The sequence below is a fragment of the Citrobacter sp. CK202 genome (assembly GCF_030333225.1).
GTDB classification, from domain to species: Bacteria; Pseudomonadota; Gammaproteobacteria; order Enterobacterales; family Enterobacteriaceae; genus Citrobacter_B; species Citrobacter_B koseri.
Window position 1 is genome coordinate 653,475 of record NZ_JAOWGI010000025.1, and the last position, 23,679, is coordinate 677,153.

General features: G+C 55.8%; 16 protein-coding genes and 2 pseudogenes. 5 read left to right on the plus strand and 13 right to left on the minus strand.

Going from position 1 to position 23,679, the window contains the following annotated elements; all coding sequences use genetic code 11:
• The first annotated feature begins 105 nt into the window (after window positions 1-105).
• Window positions 106-909, plus strand: a complete 804-nt coding sequence (gene suhB, locus OGX84_RS12575) for an inositol-1-monophosphatase (RefSeq protein ID WP_024130116.1) — start codon at window positions 106-108, stop codon at window positions 907-909.
• Between the two features lie 103 nt (window positions 910-1,012).
• On the opposite strand, the gene OGX84_RS12580 is transcribed toward suhB, so the two are convergent.
• Both OGX84_RS12580 and OGX84_RS12585 read right to left on the minus strand, forming a co-directional pair.
• The gene (locus OGX84_RS12580; RefSeq protein ID WP_058667903.1) at window positions 1,013-1,993 is read right to left on the minus strand and encodes a nickel/cobalt transporter; all 981 of its coding nucleotides are present in this window, start codon (window positions 1,991-1,993) and stop codon (window positions 1,013-1,015) included.
• Entirely contained in the window at window positions 1,984-2,622 is a 639-nt protein-coding gene (locus OGX84_RS12585; protein ID WP_058667905.1) for a DUF1007 family protein, read from the minus strand. The genes OGX84_RS12580 and OGX84_RS12585 overlap by 10 nt, the downstream gene beginning before the upstream one ends.
• A gap of 124 nt (window positions 2,623-2,746) precedes the next feature.
• Here OGX84_RS12585 and csiE point away from each other — a divergent pair, with 124 nt between their 5' ends.
• Window positions 2,747-4,024: a stationary phase inducible protein CsiE gene (gene csiE / locus OGX84_RS12590; RefSeq protein WP_286458047.1), complete on the plus strand. Its 1,278-nt coding sequence runs from the start codon at window positions 2,747-2,749 to the stop codon at window positions 4,022-4,024.
• On the opposite strand, the gene OGX84_RS12595 is transcribed toward csiE, so the two are convergent.
• The 4 genes from OGX84_RS12595 to OGX84_RS12610 form a co-directional block, all read right to left on the minus strand.
• A complete protein-coding gene (locus OGX84_RS12595; protein ID WP_047461985.1) occupies window positions 4,019-5,158 on the minus strand; it encodes a 3-phenylpropionate MFS transporter in 1,140 nt (379 codons plus the stop codon). The genes csiE and OGX84_RS12595 overlap by 6 nt on opposite strands.
• Window positions 5,159-5,246: 88 nt before the next feature.
• Window positions 5,247-6,089 carry an aldose 1-epimerase gene (locus tag OGX84_RS12600; RefSeq protein ID WP_110493945.1) on the minus strand — a complete coding sequence of 281 codons (843 nt, stop codon included), beginning with the start codon at window positions 6,087-6,089 and terminating at the stop codon, window positions 5,247-5,249.
• Entirely contained in the window at window positions 6,089-7,528 is a 1,440-nt protein-coding gene (locus tag OGX84_RS12605) for a sugar porter family MFS transporter (RefSeq protein ID WP_110493944.1), read from the minus strand. The genes OGX84_RS12600 and OGX84_RS12605 overlap by 1 nt, the downstream gene beginning before the upstream one ends.
• Window positions 7,529-7,599: 71 nt before the next feature.
• Entirely contained in the window at window positions 7,600-10,866 is a 3,267-nt protein-coding gene (locus OGX84_RS12610) for a DUF5107 domain-containing protein (protein ID WP_286458048.1), read from the minus strand.
• 114 nt (window positions 10,867-10,980) lie between these two features.
• On the opposite strand from OGX84_RS12610, the gene OGX84_RS12615 reads away from it, so the two are divergent.
• Entirely contained in the window at window positions 10,981-12,174 is a 1,194-nt protein-coding gene (locus OGX84_RS12615) for an ROK family transcriptional regulator (protein WP_047461977.1), read from the plus strand.
• 17 nt (window positions 12,175-12,191) lie between these two features.
• Here OGX84_RS12615 and OGX84_RS22830 read toward each other — a convergent pair.
• Window positions 12,192-12,278, minus strand: a pseudogene (locus tag OGX84_RS22830) (hypothetical protein); the annotation flags it as partial.
• 80 nt (window positions 12,279-12,358) lie between these two features.
• Window positions 12,359-13,612, minus strand: a complete 1,254-nt coding sequence (gene glyA, locus OGX84_RS12620; RefSeq protein ID WP_049009096.1) for a serine hydroxymethyltransferase — start codon at window positions 13,610-13,612, stop codon at window positions 12,359-12,361.
• A 326-nt stretch (window positions 13,613-13,938) separates the two neighbouring features.
• On the opposite strand from glyA, the gene hmpA reads away from it, so the two are divergent.
• Together hmpA and OGX84_RS22835 are read left to right on the plus strand one after the other, a co-directional pair.
• Window positions 13,939-15,129, plus strand: coding sequence for an NO-inducible flavohemoprotein (hmpA, locus tag OGX84_RS12625; protein ID WP_012131231.1), 1,191 nt, complete (start codon window positions 13,939-13,941; stop codon window positions 15,127-15,129).
• Window positions 15,130-15,133: 4 nt separating this feature from the next.
• Window positions 15,134-15,229: pseudogene (locus OGX84_RS22835) on the plus strand (hypothetical protein); the annotation flags it as partial.
• Here OGX84_RS22835 and glnB read toward each other — a convergent pair.
• The 5 genes from glnB to purL form a co-directional block, all read right to left on the minus strand.
• Window positions 15,226-15,564 (minus strand): nitrogen regulatory protein P-II, encoded by a 339-nt coding sequence (gene glnB / locus OGX84_RS12630; RefSeq protein ID WP_002914032.1) that lies wholly within the window; start codon window positions 15,562-15,564, stop codon window positions 15,226-15,228. The pseudogene OGX84_RS22835 and the gene glnB sit on opposite strands and share 4 nt — an antisense overlap.
• 76 nt (window positions 15,565-15,640) lie before the next feature.
• Window positions 15,641-16,975, minus strand: coding sequence for a two-component system response regulator GlrR (glrR, locus tag OGX84_RS12635; RefSeq protein ID WP_308385615.1), 1,335 nt, complete (start codon window positions 16,973-16,975; stop codon window positions 15,641-15,643).
• The gene (qseG, locus tag OGX84_RS12640) at window positions 16,975-17,718 is read right to left on the minus strand and encodes a two-component system QseEF-associated lipoprotein QseG (protein WP_112001756.1); all 744 of its coding nucleotides are present in this window, start codon (window positions 17,716-17,718) and stop codon (window positions 16,975-16,977) included. Before qseG ends, glrR begins: the two co-directional genes overlap by 1 nt.
• A 23-nt stretch (window positions 17,719-17,741) precedes the next feature.
• Complete coding sequence (gene qseE / locus OGX84_RS12645; RefSeq protein WP_047461964.1) at window positions 17,742-19,172, minus strand: two component system sensor histidine kinase QseE/GlrK; 1,431 nt, start codon at window positions 19,170-19,172, stop codon at window positions 17,742-17,744.
• Between the two features lie 608 nt (window positions 19,173-19,780).
• Window positions 19,781-23,668, minus strand: coding sequence for a phosphoribosylformylglycinamidine synthase (gene purL / locus OGX84_RS12650; RefSeq protein WP_112001754.1), 3,888 nt, complete (start codon window positions 23,666-23,668; stop codon window positions 19,781-19,783).
• Window positions 23,669-23,679: the final 11 nt, after the last annotated feature.

Consider the following 23,679-nt stretch of genomic DNA (forward strand, 5'->3'; position numbering starts at 1 on the left):
CTAAAGATTATTCGGGCATATTATCATAAAACGGAGACATATTCCGAACTCGCTGCTATACTCTGCGCCGTTTTCCCGTTCTTTAACATCCAGTGAGAGAGACCGATGCATCCGATGCTGACCATCGCCGTGCGCGCAGCGCGCAAGGCGGGTAATGTAATTGCCAAACACTACGAAACGCCTGACTCAGTAGAAACCAGCCAGAAAGGCAGCAATGATTTTGTGACCAACGTCGATAAAGCCGCCGAAGCGATTATTATCGAAACGATCCGTAAATCTTACCCACAGCACACCATCATTACCGAAGAAAGCGGTGAACATGAAGGTACCGATCAGGATGTTCAATGGGTTATCGATCCACTGGATGGCACCACCAACTTTATCAAACGTCTGCCGCACTTCGCGGTATCTATCGCAGTACGCATCAAAGGCCGTACTGAAGTCGCGGTAGTTTACGATCCTATGCGTAACGAACTGTTCACCGCCACTCGCGGTCAGGGCGCACAGCTGAACGGTTACCGTCTGCGCGGCAGCACCGCGCGCGACCTGGATGGCACCATCCTGGCGACCGGTTTCCCGTTCAAAGCCAAACAGTATGCGACCACCTACATTAATATCGTTAGCAAACTGTTCACCGAATGCGCTGACTTCCGTCGCACCGGTTCTGCTGCGCTGGATCTGGCGTATGTGGCTGCGGGTCGCGTTGACGGTTTCTTTGAGATCGGTCTGCGTCCGTGGGATTTCGCCGGCGGCGAACTGCTGGTGCGTGAAGCGGGCGGTATCGTCAGCGACTTTACCGGCGGCCATAACTACATGACGACCGGTAACATCGTGGCCGGTAACCCGCGCGTGGTTAAAGCGATGCTGGCAAGCATGCGCGACGAATTGAGTGATGCGCTGAAGCGTTAATCTTTGATGCCGGATGACGGCTAGCGCCTTATCCGGCCTACCAGGGGAGTTTCCCGTAGGCCTGATAAGCGAAGCGCCATCAGGCATTCATCCTACAACTGTGCTAAAACGGTCTTAATCCCCTGCCCACCGGCACCGCACTCATCCACATCACCACCGCCGCCACAACCAAAATCACGCCACCGGCTAATGCCAGCGTTGTCCATCCCACTTGCCGCCACAATACCGGCGTTTTATTGCCGCTTAATTTTACCGCCAGCGTACGGAAACTGTGGACCAGCAACGCCAGAGAGGTAATGGTCAGCGAGGTTCCCGCCGCCATCGCCAGCGCCGACGCCATTCCCCAACTAAAGACGCCAATAACTTTACTGAACAGCAGCACCATAATCGCGCCGGAACAGGGGCGCATCCCCATCGACAGAATAATCATCAGCCGCGCGCGCCAGTCATCGCCATTCCTGAGTTGCTCTGGGTTCGGCAGATGCTGATGCCCACAGCCGCAATGTTCGTGGTGAACATGATGCGGCGTAAATGAGATAAATTTCGGCTTGCGCAGCAGCGCGCGAAGCGTCTTTAGCGCCCGCCAGCAAAGCAATATTCCCAGCACGCCGACTAACGCATAACTGCCCTTCTCCAGCCAGAAGCTGCTCAGATGTAACTGCCTCGCCGGAAGCTGCAATACCGTCAGCACCACAACCACCAGCGCAATGGCCACCAGCCCCTGCAACAACGATGAGGCCAGCGTCAGGCCGATGCTTGATTTCAGCTTTGATGGATGCGTCGCCAGCCATGTGGTAATCACCACTTTTCCATGACCCGGCCCCAGCGCATGGAGTACGCCATACAGAAAGCTAAACAACAGCAGCGAACCGCCCGCCTGCGCCGGATTCGCCGCCACCGCTTTTAATAAGGCGCTCATCTGCTGATTCACTTCCCGCTGCCAGACAATGCTTTTCACCATCACCTGCGGCCAGGCCTGCCATAACCACAGCCCGCCCGCGATGGCCAGCAACAGAAATACCGCCAGCGGCCACAGCGGCAGCCAGCGTCGGGAGCGCGGGCGTTGTTGGGAGATTACTGACATTGCACCGTTACCTTCTGCGCGAACTGTTTACCCAAATCCATATCCTCCGGCGGCGCGTCTTCTTTATCCAGCGACTGCGCAAAACTGAGCGTCTCTTCACTCGGCGTCGGCGTATGCACGCTCATGCTGCATTGTGTGCTTAACGCCTGCGGCAACGAGGCGTCCCGATCGTTGGCGTAGCTCATATCCACATAGTATGTGGGATCGAAGGTCGAGAAAGTATAAGTCTGGCCGCTCAGCGGCTGCGGTTCAGCCAACGGCAGGACAAACGTCAACACCGCCTGGTGCGCTTCCCGTTCCATTCCGTATTCCGTCGGGCGATTTTTAAACTTGACCTTTTGTCCGTTGTGCCACACTTCGGTGAAGTAGTGCTGGCCGAGCACGTTCGCCATCACTTCCGCCGCCAGCTTTTTCCAGATCTCCGAACCGGGCTTCGCGTCTCCCGCGTCGTAAAGCAGGTCTGCGGAGGTGATTTCATCCATCGTCCAGCGCATTTTTAGCGCCACAAACCGATCGTTTTCACTCACCAGCTGCGTCTGCAATCGAATAAAGCTATGAGGGTGCGCCTGCGCTGTGAAAGATAAAACAGCGAGAAAGAGTGTAAAAGCGCTGCGTTTAACTAATTGCATCTGTTCCTCACGTTAAAAATTCTGTGATGCTCGCCAGCATTCCTGGCGTAAAGCCCTCTTATAACCATTTCCACGCACAAACTTTAGCTATCCTTATCAAACAAACTAACGGGAGACCAGACAGATGATGCCAACGCTTACTTCGCCGTCTGTACTTTCTGCTCCCCAGCGCCGCTGCCAGGTTTTACTGACGCTTTTCCAGCCGGGGCAAATCGCCACCACGGAAACATTCAGCGCGCTCAATGGCGTCGATGATGAAATTGCCCGTGAGGATATCACCGAAACAGGCCTGGAGATCCAGCGCTATCATCGACTCGCCATCACAACGGGTCAGAACGGACGCTACCGAATCGAGGGGGCTGCGCTCAACCAACGTTTGTGCCTTTTACACTGGCTCAGACGCGGCTTACGCATATGCCCGACCTTCATTACGCAACAGTTTACGCCGGCATTAAAAACCGAGCTTAAACGGAGAGGGATCGCGCGTACGTTGTATGACGATACCAATCTGCATGCGCTGATCAACCTTTGCTCGCGGCGGCTGCAAAAACCGTTTGAATGCCGGGATGTGCAGTTTCTGCGGCTGTTTTTACAATATTGCCTGCTACAGCATCATGCGGGCATCGCACCGGCGTTTAATCCGCTACAGAAACAGTGGGCGCAGTCCTGCGCCGAATATCCGCTCGCGCTGGAGATTGGCCGTCACTGGCAGCGCCGTGTCATGCAAAACGCGCCGCCCGACGAAACGCTGTTTATGGCTTTACTGTTTTCCATGATTCGCATCCCCGACCCTATCCACGACAACCATCAGCAGGATCGCTGCCTGCGCCTGGCTGTCGCCCGGCTGGTGTTGCGCTTTCGGGAAATGGGGCAGGTACGCTTCAGCGACGAACAGGGACTTAACGACCAACTCTATGTGCACCTTGCCCAGGCGCTGAGCCGAAGTTTATTCGCCATTGGTATTGATAACACGCTGCCGGAAGAGTTCAGTCGCCTCTACCCTCGGCTGGTGCGCACCACGCGTGACGCCCTCGCCGGGTTTGAAAGCGAATACGGTGTGCGTTTCTCTGATGAAGAGACAGGGCTGGTCGCGGTAATTTTTGGCGCATGGCTGATGCAGGAGAACGACCTGCACGAAAAGCAGATCGTGCTACTGACAGGCAATAACGGCGAACTGGAGGCACACATTGAGCAGCAATTACGAGAACTGACGCTCCTGCCGCTCAATATTAAGCATGTGCCAACGCAGACCTTCCAGAAAGACGGTTCGCCGCGCGGCGTGGCGCTGATTGTCACCCCATATGCCACACCGCTGCCGCTCTTTTCGCCGCCGTTGATTCATGCGGACCTGTCGCTTACCGCACACCAACAGCAGCAGATCCGCAAAATACTGGAATCATGATGACGCGGCGACGTTAGGCCGTAAGAAAATAGCAGGCAACGCCACCAATGCCATCACCCAGAATACGCCGTTCCCTAAATGCTGATACAGGAATCCGGCGAATACGGTCATGATGGCGATGCTGCCGCCCATCGCCACGGCAGAATAGACCGCCTGTAGACGAATCACTTCGCTTCCCTGGCGAGCGGCGATGTAACGCATCGCGGCCAGATGGCAAACGGTAAAGGTGCCGCAATGCAGAATCTGGATCGCTATCAGCCACGGCAGCGCGGTGCTCCAGCCCATTAATCCCCAGCGGATGACGCCGCATACGGCGGAGAGCAATAGCAGATCGCGAGCGCTAAAACGGCGGAACAGTTTGTTGCTCAGCGCAAAAATAACCACTTCCGCCACCACGCCCAGCGACCACAAATACCCCACTGCCGAGGCGGAATAGCCCGCCCCCTGCCAGTAAATCGCGCTGAAGCCGTAATAAGCGGCATGCGCGCCTTGCAGCAGGCACACGCAGGCGAGAAAGCGCCAGCTCTGAACGACGAGCGTACGCCAGGCAGGCCAGCCCGCGCTCTCCTGATGACGGCTTTCCCCCTGCGGTAATACGCTCGGTCGCAGCAGCATACCTAGCAGCATCGAGGCCACCCCAAGCGTCAATAGCCCCAGAATCGCCTGATAATCAAAGAGGCTCACCAGTTTCCCGGTCAACGCCGAGCCGATCACAAACGCAATGGACCCCCACAAACGCACCCGGCCATAGTCCATCGTTAACTGTTTTTGCCAGGTATTGGCCAGAGCATCGGTGAGCGGCACCAGCGGCGAGAAGAAGAGGTTAAAACCGATCATCACCACCATCAGCCACGCAACGTGCGTCCCTGCCCAGAATGCGAGGGCAAACACCAGCGTCAGCAGCGCCAGAAGGCGTAACGCAGAAATCAAGCGGGAAGGATCGCTCACCCGTGGCGCAATCAACAGGCTACCGAGGAAACGCGCCACCAGCCCCGCCCCCAGCAGGAGACCGATGGTTTCCGGCGTCAGTCCCAGGCCTTTAAGCCAGACGCTCCAGAATGGCAGAAAAATACCGTAGCTAAAGAAGTAGGTAAAATAACCGAGCGCCAGCCAGCGCGTGGAGTGCAAAACCATGATTCCCTCCCGTATGGAGGCGATAGTCTGGCGATAAATGCAGGCTGGCGCAAGAGAGCATTAACAGGCGAATAACATCTTTTTTAGCCTAAACAACAGCGATTTGCATCGCGAAATGGCACTGGTCTCCCTGAGCTAAAGCCTGGAGTCCCGGTTGCCCCGGCATGTTGTGGGCATTTACCGGGTGCGACTGCGGTTCCAGACACAAGAATGACTCCCCTTGCATTCTGAATAGCATAAGCCAGGGCGTTTGCGATAAAAGCGTGACCTTCATCACATCACGCTGCACGATCGCCCGCCCGCTCCAGCCGGAATACCCTACGTTAAGCCACGCATCCTCGCCATATTGCGCGCCGGAAAAATCCGCCTGCCGGGGAATATCGCTTTGCCATTCCTGCGGCAGATGCTGCTTACCTTCCGGCCAGTAACCGCTGGCGGCAAACTGCACAGTACTGTGACGATCAAAAGCAAAGTACGGGTGGAATCCGCAACCATAAAGCATCGGTCGTTCCCCCCGGTGCGTTATCGTCAGCGAGGCATGAAGCACAGAAGCGTTCAGCTGATAGTGAAGATCCGCGACATAATCATAACCGCACGCCATTTGACGACCTGAACGCAGATGACAGGCATCCTCATGAACGGCAATCGTATCCCAGCGCCTGAGCCAGCCGTCACCGTGCAGAAAGAAAACGGCATCCTCCTCATGCCGGGGAAGATTCACCTCCTCTCCCCGGAACAAAAAACGGTTTTCGGCAACGCGATTGGCGACCGGCAGCATGGGGAACAGGCCGCATTCGCCGGGTTTTACGCCGCATCCTTCACGTAAAACGGCCTGCTGATGCGCTAATGAAAACAAACTCAACAATCTGCCGCCCTGCGGATCAACACGCATCCGCAGATGCATGTTTTGTAATATCAGCGTATCGTCCATTACCGTGCGCTTCGCTGTTGAGTTGACGGGCTGGATTTCACATGCCGCGCCGCCAGTTGCTCTTCCAGCGCCTCCAGCGTCACGCCTTTCGTTTCAGGCACATTGCGCAGCACGTAGAAATACCCCATCGCGCAGATAATGCCGTAAAGCAGGAAACTGCCCGCCGCTCCCAGCCCCGCATTAAGCAGCGGGAACGTGTAGGTCAGCAGGAAGCAGGCAATCCAGAGCGCCAGCGTCCCCAGCGACATCGCCAGACCACGGACGCGATTCGGGAAGATTTCCGACAACAGAACCCAGGTGACAGGCGCCAGCGTCAGGGCGTAAATCGCAATAGCCGCCAGCACCAGCACCAGAACCGGCCAGCCCATAATCCCCATCCCGTAAGCGGCGGCAATCAGTACATAAATCACCGTGAGTCCTGAAGCGCCAAACAGCATCAGTTTTCGGCGACCAATTTTATCGACCAGCGGCAGCGCTGCGAGGGTGAAGACGAGGTTAATGATCCCTGTGGCGACAATGGATTTTAACGTTCCGTTGATATCAAACCCTGCGGAAGCGAAGATCTCCTGCGCATAGTTGAAGATCACATTGATCCCGCACCATTGCTGGAAGACGGCCAGCACCATGCCGATGATGACAATCGGTTTAATCTGCGGCTGCAACAGCGTTGACCAGGCCACTTTGTGGTTGTCTTTCAGCAGAGTATGTTCTATTTCCCGCAACGTCTGCCCGGCATACTCCGCTGAGCCAATCCGTTGCAGCATGGCGCGGGCGCGTTCAGGTTTGCCCGCTTTGACCAGCCAGCGCGGTGATTCCGGCACAAAGAACATCAGAACCAGAAACGCCAGCGCAGGCACCAGTTCCGCGCCAAACATCCAGCGCCAGCCCATCTGCCCATTCCAGCTTTCAACAATCGCCTGCCGGGTCGCGTCGGTCGCCACCGGTTCAGCAATCATCAGGTTAATGAGCTGGGCCGCCAGCACGCCGATCACGATCGTGAGTTGGTTGACCGCCACAAAACGTCCACGCTTTTCCGCCGGGCTGACTTCCGCGATGTACAGCGGGCTAAGGGCGGACGCCAGGCCGATTCCTACGCCGCCAACGATACGATAAATCACAAACATATCGAAATTGCTGGCGACAGCGGTTCCCCAGGACGATGCGCTGAACAGGATCGCGGCCAGAATCAGCGGCATTTTTCGCCCAAATTTATCAGCGCACCAGCCAGACATCAGTGCGCCAAAGATACAGCCGACCAGCGCGGAACTCATCGCCCAGCCGGACTGCGCGGGATCGGTAATTGAAAAATAGGCTTCGTAGAACGGTTTGGCGCCGCCAATCACCACCCAGTCATAGCCAAACAGCAAGCCGCCGCAGGCGGCAACCAGACAGATAGTCCAGACATAACCGATTCTTAAATGTGTCTGCGTGTTATTCATTATGATTCCTCTTTCAGGGAAACGCAGGGAACAGCAGGTTTCAGGTGGAGTCGCCTCCACCTGTTCAGGGTCTATTGAAATAACGGTATGTTGAGCGCATGGCGCAGCAGTTGCGCCTTGTCATGCGTCGGATTGCGTTGCAGGAGCGCGTTTAGCGCCTGCTGGCACGCCGGGATATCGCCCAGCCCCAGATGGCCCAGCGCGGTAATGAACAGGCAGTGCTGCTGGTGTTTCTCCTGCGCGGGTGTATCCAGCACCACCAGATCCGGTAACGATACGGCGAAGAAATCGACGTCGGGAACCTTGTCACGCTGCGTCTCCACCCATTGCAGGAAACTCTGGAAAAGAAGGTTCGCTTCAGTGCAGTCACCTGACGCTTTCAGCGCCATCCCCTGCCAGAAGAGATAATCCACCGGCTGGTCATTGTAGTAACGTCCCGCGTCCAGCGAGCTGCCTCCGCGAGTCGCGCGGGTGAAATAGCGCTGCGCCTCATCATGATGACCTTGCTGGCGCGCGCAATAGCCCAGCAAATACCAGATGTCATTATCCGTTTGTCCCGGTAAACGCCCCTCGCCAAGATTGTGCGGATAGTGCAACGCCTGCTGAAGCAAAACGGTGGCGTTTTGCGGCTCGCCACGGCGAATAGCCTCCAGCGCCTGGTGGATCTGATTCAGTAAATATTGCCCGGTGGCTTTGCCCTCCCCGCCTTCCCAGGGGTGAAAAACACGTTCGCGCAACACCCCGGCGGCCGCTTCGTAGCGACCGAGGCTATTCCATACGCTAAGCAATTCCACGGTCAGATCGTCGCGATAGAAAACAATCTCTTTGCTGGCCTCCAGCTGTTGTAAACGCGCCCCGGCTGGCGCTGCCATCAGTTTGTTCAGATAATCCAGCTCAAACAGGAAGCGGGCATTCTTCGGCTCCAGCGTGACCGCCTGAGACAGGTATTTCAGCGCTTTCTGCGCATCGTGCTGTTTGTTCCAGGCGTAAATCCCCAGCAGCCGATGCACCGGCGCGAAATTCGGTTCCTGCTCCAGCGTAAACTGCCAGCAATTCACCGCCTCTTCATAACAACGTTTGCTGTACCAGAAACAACCCAGCAGATAGCGAGCGAAGGCGCAATCCGACAGCGTTTGCAGCATTTGCACTTCGTCGAGCGTGTTGGGAAAACGAACGCGGTTGTGCAAACAGTCGCGAGCCAGCGCAATAAACGGTTGCGGATCATCACTCAGCGACGCGCGCCACAGCATGGGCAGCGTCTCCTGGCTGTCGAGCAGCGTCAGCACCGCGCGGGCAGCCTCTTTTTGCCCGCAAGAGACCAGCCAGCCCGCCAGCTCGCAGGCGTTGGCGCCACGGCGCCCGGTAATGGCGATAAGCGCCTCTTTCGCCGCCTCATCCTGACGGATAGCCCAGCGCGCATAATGCAGGGTGTAACTCAGCGGGTACTCAATAAGCTGCTGTGAAATATACGCCAGCGCTTCGGTTGTGCGCCCGAGTCCGGCCAGAACCAATGCTTTCAGCCCCATCGCCAGATTATTGCTGCCATTAAAGCGCAAACTCAGATTCACTTTCTCCAGCGCATCGGCGTAATCATTCCGCTTCATGGCGATTCGCGCCAGCGACCAGAAGGCCGCGTCACGACAGTTGCCGCTCCAGCTGGCTTTGTAGTAGTGCTCACGGGCGAGGTCGTCCTTGCCCTGGCGTTCCAGCGCGGCGGCCAGCAGCATACTCGCTTCCCCATCACGCGGATTTTTATTGAGCTTATGCGCCCGCTGTAAGGCAGACTGCGCACAGCGCTCTGCCTGCGCCCAGTCCGCACGATTCAGCGCCAGCGTGCCCAGCGCGACATTGTTGCGATAGTCATGCGGGTCCACGTCCAGCGCTCGCTGGTAATACTCTTCTGCATAGCGGCTGGCATGGTTGTACTGTTCCAGATGCTGACCAATAAAATAGAGCTCATCAGTACTGGACAGCGCCTCTGGCAGTTCGGGCGCACAGGCCGCTTTCGGCAACGGCAAGTCCTCCGCGATATGCTCCTCATACGCCAGCAGCGTGATGCCATCACGACGGGCAACGGTCATTTTCACCCGCGCGTGGCCCGCGTCAGAAAGATCGGCGCGCCAGCTTTGACCGGGTTCCAGCGTGAGTGTTTTTTCAAAGAACGGTTGCCCCTGGGCACAAAGCGTTACCTGAACGTCATGTAGCGGCGCAACGGCATAAACGCCGGATGAAAGCTGGTTCCCTTCTCGCTCAAGGCGCAGCGCAAGCTGCGTACTGGCGTTTTGCACCATGCCCAGTTCACTGTAGGGCAGGAAATTTTGCACGAAGACTTTCTCTTCATACGGCGCAAGCCAGGTAAAATCTGGCTGGTTGTCGGTGAAGACCCCGGTCATGAGTTCAATGTACGGGCCGTTGTCATCGGTCAGGTTGCGATCCCAGGCCACGCCAAAATCACCGTATCCCCACGTCCACTGTTTTTTACCCGGCGAAATATGGTGGTCGGCCACATGCAGCAGTCCCCCTCGTTCGCCATGATGCCAGGCGCCGACAAAATCATAATCTGACTTTTCAGCCATATAAGAGGTCGGCACCGGCACATTTTTATAACGCGAGATATCCACGCCGGCGGAGTAGTCCACTTTGTAATAAGTGCCCGTCGCGATCGGAAAGGCGGAGACATCCCGTTTACCGTGGTCATATACGGCAGTGACGTCCGGCGGGAAAACGCTCTGGTGGTCGTCTCCGCCTTTCACCGCCGGGTTTGCCCACCACAAAAAATGGCGCGGCGTAGCGTTGCCGTTAAAGACTTTTCCGGTGATTTCAATTAATGCCCGATCGGGGTACAGCGTAAATCCGGTCATCACCTGCAAGCCGCGCATGGGCTCCACTTCCCCCATCCACACGGTTTGTTCTCCGCGTTCGCCCTGCTGACAGGTAAAATCCACCGGCATAAATGTGGTAGGACGGTGATGCTGCGGCCAGTTAAATTCAATCCCACCGGAGATCCACGGCCCCAGCAGCCCGACCAGCGCGGGTTTCACCACTTCGTTGTAGTAAACAAAATCACGCTGCTGCACTTTGTCATACGCGCGATGAATACGTCCGCCCAGCTCCGGCAACAGCATGATGCGAATAAAATCATTCTCCATCCAGACTGCCTGATACTCGCGCATTTCACGTTCACCGGTCAGCGTATCGATGACGCCATAAGGATAAACCGCGCCTGAAGACCCCTGATAAACCCGCTTTTCCAGGAACATCGGGTTCGGATCTTCTTCGCCGGTTGTCCACGTAGGGAGTGAGAGTGTTTCCTGCCAGACCTTAACTGAACCGTACATGTCATTCTCCACTAAACAAACAAAAGTAAAATTTCACCTTGCTGCTATTCTGGGGCAGATAACTGGCGTTAAAATACGCAATGCTCACGCAATATAGTTAAGGGAGTTAAGTGTATGCAGCGTACAGGGTTCAATAACGCCCGGGTCAGGCAAGCCAACAAGCAGATCTTTCTGTCGCACCTGTGGCGTGAAAAACAGCTCAGTAAATCCCGGCTGGCGCAGCTCAGCGGCCTGTCGATTCCGGCGGTCAGCAATATTCTGGAGGAGTTGATCGATGAGGGAAGAATTTGCCATTCCCGGGAGACGTTAAGCCAACGAGGGCTGAGTAGCGGCAGCTATCATCTGCCCGAACAGGGAGACTGGACGCTGTGTATGAACGTGACGCCCACCAGCATCACCAGCCAGCTGGCAGATGCGCGTCTGGTCGCCGTAGGCGACTGGCGCCATGCGGAGATCAATGCCGGTTCGCCAAAAGCCTTGCTGACCGCGCTTGCCGCGCACTGGCGGGAATATCGTCAGCGCTATCCCGACGTGACCATCAATCTGGCATTAGGCGTTCACGGTCAGGTCGATCCCATTACCGGGGCGTCAAAAACCATGCCGCAGGCACCGTGGAAAACCCCGGTTGAGATTAAATATCTGCTGGAGGAGATGCTCGGCGTACAGGTGCGGTTAGACAATGACTGCGTGATGCTGGCGCTGGCGGAGAAGTGGCAAAACCCGGCGGCAAACCGCGATTTCTGCGTCATTAACGTCGATTACGGGATTGGTTCCTCCTTTGTCATCAACGACAACATCTGGCGCGGCAGTTTGTATGGCAGCGGTCAGATCGGACATACCATCGTCAACCCGGACGGGGTGGCCTGTGATTGCGGCCGCTACGGCTGTCTGGAAACTGTGGCCTCGCTCAGCGCGCTTAAAAAGCAGGCTCGACGGTGGATGAAAACGCAGCCCACGGCGGATTGCGATCCAGAAACTATCACCATCGATCAACTGATTACCGCCTGGCAACAGGGCGATGTCCGCATCCAGGCCTGGGTGGAACACGCCGCCAGCGCGATTGGCCTGAGTTTATATAACTTTCTGAATATCCTGAATATTAACCAAATCTGGATTTATGGCCGCAGTTGCGCCTTTGGCGAAAGCTGGCTGAATACGCTGGTGCAGCAAACGGGGTTTAATCCCTTTGATCATGGCGATAACCCGCAGGCAAGGTCCACCCGGATCGGCTTTGGCACACTCAGTCGTTCGCAACAGTTGATGGGGATCGGCTATCTGTACGTCGAATCACAGCTAAACGCGCTCTGAATATGAGTCCAACACCCTGCGATGAAAGGAGATCCGCTTGTCGAATGAAAAACCACCGGCGCGGTATTAAAATTATTCATATAACCGGGTATCAAAGTCGCGCCTGGATTCGCCCGCACGGCGTGACCCGGAAATAAAAAAGGCTTCCCGCAGGAAGCCTTTTTCACGATGCCTGGCGTATCGCTTACGCGTAAACCGGGAAGCGTGCGCAGATGTCCAGCACTTTGCCTTTGATGCGCTCGATAACCGCTTCATCGTTGATGTTGTCCAGCACATCGCACATCCAGCCAGCCAGCTCTTTAGCTTCAGCTTCTTTAAAGCCGCGACGCGTAATGGCCGGAGAACCGATACGGATACCGGAAGTGACGAACGGGCTCTTCGGATCGTTTGGCACGCTGTTTTTGTTAACGGTGATGTTGGCACGACCCAGCGCGGCGTCAGCTTCTTTACCGGTCAGGTTTTTGTCCACCAGATCCAGCAGGAACAGGTGGTTCTCTGTACCGCCGGAAACCACTTTGTAGCCACGGTTCAGGAACACTTCCACCATCGCTTTGGCGTTTTTGGCAACCTGCTGCTGGTAGACTTTGAACTCCGGTTCCATCGCTTCTTTCAGCGCCACCGCTTTACCGGCGATCACGTGCATCAGCGGGCCACCCTGAGCACTAGGGAAAACGGCAGAGTTCAGTTTTTTGTACAACTCTTCGTCACCGCCTTTCGCCAGGATCAGGCCGCCGCGCGGACCCGCCAGGGTTTTGTGCGTGGTGGTGGTCACAACGTGAGCATGCGGAACCGGGTTCGGGTAAACGCCTGCGGCGATAAGACCCGCGACGTGCGCCATATCAACAAACAGGTACGCGCCAATGCTGTCGGCAATTTCACGCATTTTTGCCCAGTCAACGACGCCGGAATAAGCAGAGAAGCCGCCGATGATCATCTTCGGTTTGTGAGTCTGAGCCAGCTTCGCCATCTCTTCGTAGTCAATTTTACCGGACTCATCGATGCCGTAAGGCACGATGTTGTACAGTTTACCGGAGAAGTTTACCGGAGAACCGTGAGTCAGGTGGCCACCTTGCGCCAGGTTCATACCCAGAACGGTGTCGCCCGGTTGCAGCAGCGCAGTGTAGACCGCGAAGTTAGCCTGAGAACCAGAGTGCGGCTGGACGTTGGCGTAGTCTGCGCCAAACAGTTCTTTCGCGCGGTCAATCGCCAGTTGCTCAACGACATCCACATATTCGCAACCGCCGTAGTAGCGCTTGCCCGGATATCCTTCAGCATATTTGTTGGTCAGCTGAGACCCCTGCGCCTGCATCACGCGCGGGCTGGTGTAGTTTTCGGAGGCGATCAGTTCGATGTGCTCTTCCTGACGTACTTTTTCCTGCTCCATAGCCTGCCACAGTTCGGCATCATAATCGGCAATGTTCATTTCACGCTTTAACATCCGCATCTCCTGACTCAGCTAACGATAAATTTTTGGCCTAAAAAGGCAATCCCGTGGGACAACGGCCAACAGTATAACCGAATCATTCTGCGATAACAGGTCTTGACAAAGGATTTTACGCAAACGATTACCTTCATGCTGTACAAGGCTTTGTCGAATGAAGACCTTACGAATTTCAACGGATTTCTTTTCAGGTTTATGATGCAGATTTTTCACGTTGTAACGTTAAAAACGCAAAGTTACAAAGAACCATTTACAATACAGGGTTATTTTTTATAAGATGCATTTGACATACATCATTAAAGTCTCAGATAAAGGAAGACAGTATGCTTGACGCTCAAACCATCGCCACAGTAAAAGCCACCATTCCCCTGCTGGTTGAAACCGGTCCAAAACTGACCGCCCATTTCTACGATCGCATGTTTACCCACAACCCTGAACTCAAAGAAATTTTTAACATGAGTAACCAGCGAAATGGCGATCAACGTGAAGCGCTGTTTAACGCCATCGCGGCCTATGCCAGCAATATCGAAAACCTGCCTGCGCTGCTGCCTGCGGTAGAAAAAATCGCCCAGAAGCACACCAGTTTCCAGATCAAACCAGAACAGTACAACATCGTTGGCGGCCACCTGCTGGCAACGCTGGACGAAATGTTCAGCCCAGGCCAGGAAGTGCTGGATGCCTGGGGTAAAGCGTATGGCGTTCTGGCCAATGTCTTTATCAATCGCGAAGCGCAAATCTACAGCGAAAACGCCAGCAAGAATGGCGGCTGGGAAGGCACTCGTCCGTTCCGCATCGTCGCGAAAACGCCGCGCAGCGCCCTGATTACCAGCTTTGAATTTGAACCGGTCGATGGCGGCCCGGTCGCAGAATATCATCCGGGTCAATACCTGGGGGTCTGGCTGAAACCGGAAGGCTTCCCGCATCAGGAGATCCGTCAGTATTCCCTGACCCGCAAGCCGGATGGTAAAGGTTATCGCATCGCAGTTAAGCGTGAAGATGGCGGTCAGGTTTCCAGCTGGCTGCACAACCACGCAAGCGTCGGCGATATCGTCCACTTAGCCGCTCCGGCAGGTGATTTCTTCATGGATGTCGCAACGGATACGCCTGTTTCCCTGATTTCCGCAGGCGTCGGCCAGACTCCGATGCTGGCTATGCTGGATACGCTGACCAAAGCCAACCACACCGCGCAGGTGAACTGGTTCCACGCGGCGGAAAACGGCGACGTGCATGCGTTTGCAGATGAAGTGAGCGAGCTGGGTAAAACCCTGCCGCGCTTTACCGCACATACCTGGTATCGCGAACCGACAGAAGCCGATCGTGCGAATGGCGCGTTCGACAGCACAGGTCTGATGGATTTAAACAAACTGGAAAGTGCGATCAGCGATCCGGCAATGCAGTTTTATCTGTGCGGTCCGGTCGGCTTTATGCAGTTTGCTGCGAAGCAGCTGACAGGGCTGGGCGTGAAAAGCGAAAACATTCATTACGAATGCTTCGGCCCACATAAAGTGCTGTAATTAAGTCATGCCTGATGGCGCTGCGCTTATCAGGCCTACGGGATTTTGTAGGCCAGATAAGGTGTTTACACCGCCATCCGGCAAGCACGACGCGGCTTAAATTGCCGCGTCGTCTTCTTCACCGGTACGAATACGAATCACGCGCGCAACGTCAAAGACGAAAATTTTACCGTCACCGATTTTCCCCGTCTGCGCGGTGCGAATAATGGTGTCAACGCAGGTATCCACGATATCGTCGGTCACCACGATTTCAATTTTCACCTTCGGCAGAAAATCCACCATATATTCCGCGCCACGGTACAGCTCGGTATGGCCTTTCTGACGCCCAAAGCCTTTCACTTCAGTAACCGTCATACCGGTAATGCCTACCTCAGCCAGCGCTTCACGGACGTCGTCCAGCTTGAAGGGTTTAATAATCGCATCAATCTTTTTCATGCTATTCCTTGAAAAGGTCGCCTGTCTTTTAATCTGATAAACGTAACATAATTCACGCTACTTTACGGCATGAAAACTACTCTTTGAAATCGTTTGCATCTAACTCATGGCGCGAGAGCAGCTTATAAAATTCCGTCCGGTTACGCCCTGCCATTCTTGCCGCATGGGTGACATTCCCTTTGGTGATTTGCAGCAGTTTACGCAAGTAGTTAAGCTCAAACTGATTACGCGCCTCAACAAACGTCGGCAGCGCCGTATTTTCGCCTTCCAGCGCCTGCTCCACCAGCGCGTCGCTGATGACCGGCGAGGAAGTTAACGCCACGCACTGCTCAATAACGTTCACCAACTGACGCACGTTTCCCGGCCAGCTTGCGGTCATCAGACGCTTCATCGCATCCGTTGAAAACGCCCGCACAAACGGTTTATGCCGCTCTGCTGACTGGCGCAGAAGATGATTCGCCAGCAGCGGAATATCTTCCGTACGCTCCGCCAGCGTCGGGATCTTCAGACTCACCACGTTCAGACGGTAATATAAGTCTTCGCGAAATTCACCCCGTGCCATCGCCTTAGGCAGATCGCGGTGCGTTGCGGAGATAATGCGCACATCAATATCGATATCGCGATTGCTGCCAAGCGGTCTGACTTTGCGCTCTTGCAGAACGCGCAGCAGCTTAACCTGTAACGGCGCGGGCATATCGCCGATTTCATCAAGAAACAGCGTGCCGCCTTCCGCCGCCTGAAATAACCCTTCACGGTTGCTGACCGCGCCGGTAAACGCCCCGCGCGCGTGGCCAAATAGTTCGGACTCCAGTAGCTGTTCCGGCAGCGCGCCGCAGTTAATGGCGATGAAAGGTTTACTGCTGCGCGGGCTGGCGTTATGGATAGCCTGCGCGAAAATCTCTTTCCCGGTGCCGCTTTGCCCGTTAATCAGCACGCTGACATCCGATTGCGCCACCATCCACGCCTGTTCCAGCAGGCGTATCATCAACGGACTGCGCGTAACGATTGATTCGCGCCAGCTGTCGTCCATTGCTGGCGCCGATTGTTCAAGCGCGTCATCAATGGCCTGATACAGCGCATCTTTATCGACCGGTTTGGTCAGAAAGCTAAACACGCCTTTTTGCGTCGCCGCCACCGCATCAGGAATGGAGCCGTGTGCGGTCAAAATGATGACGGGCATGCCAGGCTGGACTTTCTGGATTTCCGTGAACAGCTGCATGCCATCCATTTCATCCATCCGCAGATCGCTAATGACCAGATCCACTTTCTCGCGATTCAGTACGCGCAGCCCTTCCTGACCGCTTTCCGCCGTCACGACGCTGTAGCCTTCGCTGGTCAGGCGCATCCCCAGCAGTTTCAACAGCCCCGGGTCATCGTCCACGAGCAGCAGATGTGCCGGTTTGCGGCTTATCATGGCGTTACCTCATCTTGTGGCAGTGTGGAAGATGCGCCGTCATCAGGCGCTGCGGGTTTATCATTTCCGTGTGTCGCGTCAGGATTGTAGTTGCCTGCGGGTTTGCGCGTGGAGAGCTGGCGCTCAATATCAGTCAGATTCTCCAGCTTGCGCGTCGTGAGATCGAGCTGCGCCTGTAAGTGCTGATGCTGCTGACGCAACGTATCAAGCTCGCTATCCGACGCTTGCTGGAGTTTACTGTAACGCTGGCGCTCTTCGGCAAGCTGTAGCTGTAGCGCCTGGCCGTCGCGCCAGAGCTGATAGAGCGGGCGCACCTGAGCGGGAATTTGCGCGCTTAGCGCATCGAGGCGAGTGACCATATCGCGCCGTTCAAGGGGCGTAATTTTAGCATCCGCCAGCAGAATCCCGCGTTTGAACGTGTTCTGCCAGCTGCCATCTTCCAGCGCCCGCGCTTCATTGCGTGACTGAACGGGCAACAGGCGATCGGCACAATCAATCGCCCGCAGCCAGTAAAGCGGATTGTTATCCGTCGATGGCCCTTTGAGTAACCAGATATCCGTACAGTCGGTAGAGAGATAATCCGCCAGCTGATACGGTGGAATTTTTTCCTGCGACGCATCATTTACGACATGCTTCGCGGCATGTGGCGCGCACCCCATCAGCACCAGGCAAGGCACACTCGCTAACCATCCTCTTCGGGGAAATAATCGCTTCAGAACTCGAACAAAAACGTGTGGCATACTCACCAGGCTTAGCTTCATTTTTAGTGGTTTTTCGATGCAGATAGCGGCAGTTCGATACGGAAGCAAACTTCTTGCGCATTCTCATCGACCAGATACAGTTCCCCCTGCATACGACGGATGCAGTCCCTGGCGATACTTAACCCTAATCCGCTCCCCTTCACCGCGCCTTTACGCTGATGGCTTCCCTGGAAAAAGGGCTCAAAAATCATGGCCCTTTCCGCTTCCGGGATCGGCGTGCCCGTATTGATCACATCAATGTGCGCCTTTGAACCATATACATTGCTGCGAATACAAATGTTACCGGATTCAGCGCCATAGTGCACCGCATTGGAATAAAGATTGTCCAGCACGCTCATTAATAGCATCGGCTCGGCCAGACAGCTGTCGATAGCCAGCCTGACCTCGGTATGCATCATTTTAGCGCGCGCAGGCAAACTGTGAGCGGAAACCACCATATCCACCAGCGGTTCAAGCTCCACGGTTTCCATCTCAATCGCGCTGTCTGCCAGTTTCCTGTTGTAATCAAGCAGTTGCTCAATCAACTTCTGTAAGTTGCGGCTGCTATCGTCCAGAATGCCGACGACCTCTTTTTGCTCCGGCGTCAATGGCCCCACGACCTGATCGGCCAGCAGCTCTGTCCCTTCGCGCATACTGGCCAGCGGCGTTTTCAGCTCATGCGACAGGTGACGTAAAAACTGATGCCGTTGGGATTCCAGCCAGGACAGACGTTCACTCAACCAGATAATGCGCTGCCCCACCGAACGCAGCTCGCGCGGCCCGGTAAACGACACGGTATTCCCCAGAGAGCGCCCTTCTCCCAGCCGGTTAATCATCCGTTCTATCCCTTTCACCGGCCCAATGATCATCCTTGTAAAAAGCAGCACCATCGCCAGACTGACCAGAAACAGCACCAGCGCCTGCCAGCCAAAGAATTGTCCGCGCTCTGCGATTTCCTGCTGTAACTGCTGCCCGCGCGAGAACACCACCGTGCGCGTTGCCTGCACCATTTCCGTATTGGCATTGGCAAAAGCCTCCAGCCGCGCGGCGGCGGTAGCGTCAGGGCCGCTATTTTTACACTGTAATTGTGCAAGACCGTTCAGATCATCGCGTAACGCCTGGTAAAGTTTAGCGTCCGGCAATACTCCCGCATGCGCGTCCAGCATTTCGCTGTAGCGTTTTCGCTGGCTCTGATACACCTTCGCCAACGTACGGTCGTCGAGCACGCAATATTGCCGGTAGCTGCGCTCCATCTCCAGCGCCACGTTGGTCATCGCTTCGCTGCGCCGGGCATCTATCAGCGTGGTGCGGTTAGTCTGCGCCGCCTGGGCGCTGAGCGCGTTGAGACTTTGCCAGGCCTGCCAGGCCAGTACCAACAAAGGCAACAGAATCAGCAGAAATGCCAGCATAACCAGTTGTCGCAAGGACCGGGGGAAAACAGACCAGCGCTTCAAGGCGTTACTCTCATCGGATAAGGATACAAGGATGCTAACCGAGGGGAACATCAGATACAACAAAGCCGGGATTAACCCGGCTTTGTTATGGAATAAGGCGGTGCCTAACTCGACGTTTCGCCCGGAGGTTGATAAAGCGACGCTATTATCAGAAGTTGGACGGCAGGCACCTTGTTGTGCGTCATTCGAAGTTTATGTAGCGCTTCCCGAAGGGGCTGACATAAGAAGGTGAATGAGCCACTGGTTACTATTATGCAGTAAGTGTGCCAATTCTGAAAACAAATAATTAACATTATGATTTTATTTGGTTTTATAGAGAAATCATCACCGTTATAAAACGAACAAAATTTCAGCAAGATGTCGCCATTCAGAGACACCTAAAAACAAACCTTACGCTATCTTTGTAAATCAATGAGTTAAATGTCTCCTTTTGGCGACACAGACAATCTACTGATGTCGGCATTTCCCGACACCTTTATGGTTGATGGCAGGGCAAAAAAAAGCTCCCTTACGGAAGCTTCCTTGCCGGATGGCGGCTTCGCCTTATCCGGCCTACCCGTATGTCCAGGCCCGATAGCGCTTTGCTTATCGGGCCATTTACGTGCGGATTAACCTAACTGCTTACGCGCATTGCGGAAAATACGCATCCACGGGCTGTCTTCACCCCAGTTTTCCGGGTGCCAGGAGTTGCTGACGGTACGGAAGACGCGCTCCGGGTGCGGCATCATAATGGTTGCACGACCGTTTTCCGTGGTAACGGCGGTGATGCCGTTTGGCGATCCGTTCGGGTTGGCCGGGTAGTTTTCCGTAACCTTACCGAAGTTATCGACATAACGCAGCGCAACCAGACCTTTGCTTTCCAGCCCTGCCAGATGCGCATCGTCACGCACTTCAACGCGCCCTTCACCGTGGGACACCGCGACAGGCATCTGTGAGCCAACCATTCCCTGCAACAGCAGAGACGGGCTTTGGGTCACTTCCACCAGGCTGAAACGCGCTTCAAAACGGTCAGAATGGTTACGCACAAAACGCGGCCACAGCTCGCTCCCCGGAATCAGTTCACGCAGGTTAGACATCATCTGGCAACCGTTACATACGCCAAGCGCCAGCGTCTGCGGGCGGTGGAAGAACGTTTCGAACTCGTCGCGTACGCGATTGTTGAACAGAATCGATTTCGCCCAGCCTTCACCCGCGCCCAGCACGTCACCGTAAGAGAAACCGCCACAGGCAACCAGCGCCTGGAAATTACCCAGCCCAATACGGCCAGCCAGCAGATCGCTCATATGCACATCAATCGCGTCAAAGCCCGCGCGATGGAACGCCGCCGCCATCTCAACGTGGGAGTTCACGCCCTGTTCGCGCAGTACGGCAACCTTCGGACGTGCGCCGGTAGCAATATACGGCGCGGCGATATCTTCATTGATATCGAACGACAATTTCACGTTCAGACCCGGGTCGGCATCGTTGGTTTTTGCGTCATGTTCCTGATCGGCACATTCCGGGTTGTCGCGCAGGCGCTGCATCTGCCAGGTCGTTTCCGCCCACCAGGTACGAAGCGTGGTGCGGCTTTCGCTGAAGACGACCTGCCCGTTGGATTCAATCACAAAACGGTCGCCGGAAACGGCCTGACCTAAATAGTGTACGCAGTCACTCAGACCGTGCTTCGCCAGCAGCGCCTCGACCGCTTCGCGATCGGCCGCCCGCACCTGGATCACTGCGCCCAGCTCTTCGTTAAACAGCGCCGCCAGACGATCGTCGCCAGATGTTGCAATATCGACCTGGATGCCGCAGTGACCGGTAAAGGCCATCTCGGCAAGCGTGACCAGCAGGCCGCCGTCGGAACGGTCGTGATACGCCAGCAGTTTACGCTGCGCCACCAGCGCCTGAATCGCATCGTAGAAGCCTTTTAACTGCGCTACATCGCGCACGTCTGCCGGTTTGTCGCCCAGTTGACGATACACCTGCGCCAGCGCCGTTGCGCCCAGCGCGTTATGCCCCTGACCCAAATCGATCAGCAGCAGCGCGTTATCTTCGGTCGAGAGCTGCGGCGTGATGGTATGACGCACATCTTCCACGCGGGCAAACGCGGAAATCACCAGCGACAGCGGCGAGGTCATTTCGCGCTGCTCGTTGCCTTCCTGCCAGCGGGTTTTCATCGACATAGAGTCTTTGCCCACCGGAATCGTCAGGCCAAGCTGCGGGCAGAGTTCTTCGCCTACCGCTTTCACCGCGTCATACAGGCCGGCATCTTCACCCGGATGACCGGCCGCCGCCATCCAGTTTGCGGACAGCTTGATGCGTTTGATATCGCCAATCTGGGTCGCGGCGATGTTCGTCAGCGCTTCGCCAACGGCCAGACGGGCGGAAGCGGCAAAGTCCAGCAGCGCTACCGGCGCACGTTCGCCGATAGACATCGCTTCGCCGTAGTAGCTGTCGAGGCTGGCGGTGGTCACCGCGCAGTTCGCCACCGGCACCTGCCACGGGCCGACCATCTGATCGCGCGCCACCATACCGGTCACGGTACGGTCGCCGATGGTCACCAGGAATGTTTTCTCCGCCACGGTCGGCAGATGCAGAACCCGTTTAACCGCGTCAGCAATCGTGATATCAGCACGATCCAGCGCATCGCCTTTCGCTGTCAGCGTCTGCACGTCGCGGGTCATTTTCGGCGTTTTACCCAGCAGCACGTCCAGCGGCAGATCGATCGGTTGATTATCGAAATGACGGTCGTTCAGGGACAGATGCTGTTCTTCGGTGGCCTCACCGATCACCGCATACGGCGCGCGCTCACGCTTGCACAACTCATCAAACAGCGGCAACTGGTCGGCGGCCACGGCCAGCACATAACGCTCCTGAGACTCGTTACACCAGATTTCCAGCGGGCTCATGCCCGGCTCATCGCTGAGGATATCGCGCAGCTCAAATTTACCGCCGCGCCCGCCGTCGCTCACCAGCTCCGGCATCGCGTTGGAGAGACCGCCGGCCCCGACGTCGTGAATAAACAGGATCGGGTTAGCATCGCCTAACTGCCAGCAGCGGTCGATCACTTCCTGGCAGCGACGTTCCATTTCCGGGTTATCACGCTGTACGGAGGCAAAATCGAGATCCGCATCCGACTGACCAGAAGCCATAGAGGACGCCGCCCCGCCCCCCAGACCAATGTTCATCGCCGGCCCACCGAGCACGATCAGCTTCGCGCCAACGACGATCTCGCCTTTCTGTACGTGATCGGCGCGGATGTTGCCGATCCCGCCCGCCAGCATGATCGGCTTGTGGTAGCCGCGCAGCTCTTCGCCGTTGTGGCTGTTTACTTTTTCTTCGTAAGTACGGAAGTACCCGTTCAATGCCGGGCGACCAAATTCATTATTAAACGCCGCGCCGCCCAGCGGGCCTTCGGTCATAATGTCCAGCGCGGTAACGATACGCTCTGGTTTACCAAAATCTTCTTCCCACGGCTGCTCAAAGCCCGGAATACGCAGGTTAGACACGGAGAAGCCCACCAGACCCGCTTTTGGCTTCGCGCCGCGTCCGGTTGCGCCTTCATCACGAATCTCACCACCGGAACCGGTCGCCGCGCCCGGCCACGGCGAGATCGCCGTCGGGTGGTTATGGGTTTCCACCTTCATCAGGATATGCGCAGGCTCCTGATGGAAGTCATAGCGACCGCTCTCGTGGTCAGCGAAGTAGCGTCCCACGTCAGAACCTTCCATCACCGCCGCGTTATCTTTATAGGCAGACAACACATGATCCGGCGTGGTTTCAAAGGTGTTTTTGATCATCTTAAACAACGACTTCGGCTGCGGTTTCCCGTCGATAACCCAGTCAGCGTTAAAAATCTTATGGCGACAGTGTTCGGAGTTTGCCTGCGCGAACATATACAGCTCGATATCGTTCGGATTGCGCCCCAGCTTCGTAAAGGCGTCTTGCAGGTAATCAATTTCGTCATCCGCCAGCGCCAGGCCCAGACGCAGGTTGGCGTCAGTCAGCGCCTGACGCCCTTCACCCAGCAGATCCACACTGGCAACCGGCGCAGGCTGGTGATGAACAAACAGTTTTTCCGCATCAGATAAAGAAGAGAACACGGTCTCCATCATCCGGTCGTGCAGTTCAGCGGCAATCGTCTGCCACTGTTCAGCCGTGAGCGTAGCGGCTTCAACGTAGTATGCAACGCCACGCTCCAGGCGGCTTACCTGTTGCAGACCGCAGTTATGGGCGATATCAGTCGCTTTGGAAGACCAGGGGGAGATGGTGCCAGGACGTGGCGTGACCAGCAGCAGCTTTCCTTCAGGGGTATGGCTGCTTAAGCTCGGCCCATATTTCAGCAATCGTGCAAGTTGCGCGTGCTCATCCTCGTTTAAGGGGGCGCTCAGGTCAGCAAAATGGACATACTCAGCGTAAATATTGTGGACCTGAAGATTGGCCGCCTGAAAACGCGCCAGCAGTTTGTTAATACGGAATGCAGACAGTGCAGGCGAACCACGCAGAATTTCCATCATAAGTCTCTCGT